Here is a 3,115-nt window from a genome sequence, read left to right as displayed (position 1 = left end):
TTGTTTTTCCACAACCTATCGGCTACATACTCCTTTGGACGGCGCATAAAAGGGCGCGCTGCAGATTTCATTTCTGCAACGCGCCCTTTGCTTTGCCCGATTTACTGAAATATACTTTTCTGTGGTGTTTTACTTTAAGATGCCCAACGCCATATCCCGGAAAATACCCGGCCGGCGTTCCAATTCGCGGAATGTGCCCCGTTCCACGATCTCCCCCTTGTCCATCACGATGATCTCATCGCAGTTTTGCAGGGTGGACAGTCGGTGCGCAATGGACAAGATGGCCGTGCCGCATTCTTCTTTGAGCTTCTCGATCTCCTGATGAATCCATTTTTCCGATGTATTATCCAAAGCAGAGGTCGCTTCGTCCAAAATCAGAATTTTCGGCTTGCGCAAGAAAATGCGTGCCAAGGCGATACGTTGCCGCTGTCCGCCAGATAGGTTGCGGCCGCCCTCCGAAAGCATAGTCTGATAGCCGCTCGGCATTTTTTCAATATCAGATGCAATATTCGCTCTTCGCGCGGCTTCCTTCACCTCGGACAGACTGACCTCCCGCTCGATGCCATAGCAGATGTTGTGATACACCGTGTCAGCGACCAGAAACGGGGTTTGCGGAACGATGGCAACATGCTCTGCGATATTCCGTCGCGAAAGCTGGGATAAGGAAACACCGCCCAGACGGACTTCCCCTTCCGCTTGTTCCAGCTTATCAATGATTTTGATGAGCGTGGATTTGCCGCAGCCGCTTGGCCCTGCAATGCCGATGAATTTCCCTGCGGGGATGGACAGGCTGATATCGTGTAAAATGGCCTGATCGGTTTTTTCAGGGTAGGAAAAACGAACATGGCGGATCTCGATATCATTGGATGAAAAAGCAGCATCTGGAGCAGCTGCCTGTTCCTGATATGAAAAATCCAGCGGGATATCGACCATTTGAAAATAGTCCGCCGCCAACACCGTACACTCGGAAAACTCGTCCAGAATTCGGTGCAGCTCGCGCAGTGGTCCGGTCAGCTGGGTAAAGCACAGATAGGCGGTGAGCACGGTACCGACGGAAATGATTTGTCGCGAGGCCAAAAAGACCGAGGCGCCGATCACGACCACGCTGAACAAGGCCTCGTTGATGAACTTCAGACAGTCGTAAAACGCCATTGCCTTGTGATGCCGCATCTCCTTTTTTCGCAGCTGCTCGGAACAGGTCTGGATGCGTGCGCTTTCGGCCTGTGCGCTATCCAGCGCGCGGATGGTTTCTATGCCGCCCAATAGCTCCACCATGGTTCCGTCCAGATCTGCTTTGGTTTCCATCAGTTCGACACGGATACCTTTTTGCGTGCTGATCTGCCGCAGGACAATAAACGTGCCGATGGGAATGACCAGAACGACTAGGCAGGCGACTGGCACAGGCAGTTGCAAAAAGATGGTGACAACGGCAGCCACACCAGTGGTCACCGCGGGTGCAAAGTCCATAAACAACAGCTTAATCAGCTTGACCGTACCTTCCAGACTGCGGTTGAGCCTGCCGTGGATATTGCCGGTCATATGGCTGCGGAAGTAGGAAAGCGGTGCCAGCAGCAGTGACGTAGCGGCTTTTTGCCGCGCGTTTTTTTTCCGCTTGCGTTGCGGTATCCTCCACAATCAGACGGCGCACCACCTTGATAATCTCATTGATCACATTGACCGCTAAAATCGCAATCAAAATCGGCACAACCGACCAGAATGCGACCTGCTCACCGGCTAATACGCTGTCGGTCAGATAACCGATGGCGAGCGGTGTAAACTGGCTCAAGACAGCCGAAACGCCTAATATAATCAGAACGCAGAAGAACCCCAGTTTCTGCCGCGACGGAAGTAAATCAAAAATCTTTTTCCACATTTTTTCTGATTTCGTGCTCATGATACGCATGCCCCTCTTATGGTGTGGATCATTGTTATTTACATCATAGCGCAATTACAGAGGATTGCAAATACCAAATACGCAAAAATCATTGGACCGATCGGCGGAGCAGCTTTGTCAAACAGAAAAACGGGACAGCAAATTGCTGCCCCGTTTTTCATTGGTATGGTGATATGCCAATCGCTGTTTTCTGGTTTAAAACAGGTTTTCGTCGCGCCATTCGCGGTCGGCGTCTATAACGGCTTGCCGCGCTTCTTCATATTCGCGTTCGCTGATGCCGGGAATCGGGCTGCCGCTGTCCGAAGAGGACGAGCCGCAGGCTGCCAGCAAGCCCGCGCAGGAGCACGCCAAAAGGAGCAGTGCGAAAAACTTTTTCATTTTAGTCTTCTCCTTTTATTGGAAAAATCCGTTTTCCGAGTCCCAAGTACCGGAGCTCCAACCGTCCTCCAAGCTTTGATAGCTATCATAGGAATCACGATCGTTTTCGTACAGGTAGTCCTCAAAGTCATTGTCGGAGTTGTAGCTGTCATCGGAAACAAATCCGTTTTCCGAATCCCATTCGCCGGAATTCCAGCCTTCTTCCAAATCCTGATAGAATTCATAAGAATCCGGGTCGTTATCCTTTAAGTAGTCCTCAAACGAGTAGTCATCGGGATCAATATCCGAAGAGCGGCTGCTCGAGGAAGAGGAGGAATAGGAAGACGAGGAGCCACTGTCGGAATAGGAGTCTGAGGAACTCGAATCCGACGTGGTTTCCTGCGAGGAAGTCGTCGCGGGAGACGAAATATCATCGCTCTCATCGACTGTGCTTTCGCTGCCCCCTCCGCAGGCCGTCAGAGACAATGCCAGACTTGCCGCAAGCAACATACTGAAAAGCTTTTTGTACATAGAGAAACCCACCCTTTCATTCTTTGAAACAAGCTTGAAAAAAGCGTTGTTTTCTATATTATGACATCACAGTATGGATTTGTCAAACCGGAGATGTGTGATTTTTAATTTGCTGCGTTATCACGTGGTATCATCCGGCGGGGAGGAAGCGCACCGTCCCCCTTGCGTAGGAATGGCGGAAGAATGCCCATAATCAGGGCATGTAATGGGGCAAGTGGGGAAAGAAAAAACGGAAGTTTCATTCCGGTATCAGTATGACAACAATGTTGTTACCTTTGTTGTTTTGGTTCTACATTTGTGGTATATAATCCTTTGCCAGAGAATTCGACAAAT

Annotated in this window: 4 protein-coding genes; all 4 read right to left on the bottom strand. The window is 50.3% G+C overall.

From position 1 onward, the window contains the following. Positions 1-129: 129 nt before the first annotated feature. Positions 130-1,569, bottom strand: a complete 1,440-nt coding sequence (locus tag ABGT74_RS08425) for an ABC transporter ATP-binding protein (RefSeq protein WP_346705186.1) — start codon at positions 1,567-1,569, stop codon at positions 130-132. Further along, positions 1,478-1,894 (bottom strand): hypothetical protein, encoded by a 417-nt coding sequence (locus ABGT74_RS08420; RefSeq protein WP_346705185.1) that lies wholly within the window; start codon positions 1,892-1,894, stop codon positions 1,478-1,480. Before ABGT74_RS08420 ends, ABGT74_RS08425 begins: the two co-directional genes overlap by 92 nt. A 195-nt stretch (positions 1,895-2,089) precedes the next feature. Further along, positions 2,090-2,272, bottom strand: a complete 183-nt coding sequence (locus ABGT74_RS08415) for a hypothetical protein (RefSeq protein ID WP_297283526.1) — start codon at positions 2,270-2,272, stop codon at positions 2,090-2,092. 15 nt (positions 2,273-2,287) lie between these two features. Next, a complete protein-coding gene (locus ABGT74_RS08410; RefSeq protein WP_297283527.1) occupies positions 2,288-2,782 on the bottom strand; it encodes a hypothetical protein in 495 nt (164 codons plus the stop codon). Positions 2,783-3,115 lie beyond the last annotated feature (333 nt).

Source organism: uncultured Agathobaculum sp. (assembly GCF_963927765.1).
Lineage (GTDB): Bacteria > Bacillota > Clostridia > Oscillospirales > Butyricicoccaceae > Agathobaculum.
Note: the sequence above shows the minus strand (reverse complement) of the source record. Positions and strands in the feature narration are given on the sequence as shown.

Bases quoted from the DNA above. Each gene is read 5' to 3' on its own strand.
- ABGT74_RS08420 (WP_346705185.1), bottom strand. From the start codon at position 1,894: ATGAGCACGAAATCAGAAAAAATGTGGAAAAAGATTTTTGATTTACTT.
- ABGT74_RS08415 (WP_297283526.1), bottom strand. From the start codon at position 2,272: ATGAAAAAGTTTTTCGCACTGCTCCTTTTGGCGTGCTCCTGCGCGGGC.
- ABGT74_RS08410 (WP_297283527.1), bottom strand. From the start codon at position 2,782: ATGTACAAAAAGCTTTTCAGTATGTTGCTTGCGGCAAGTCTGGCATTG.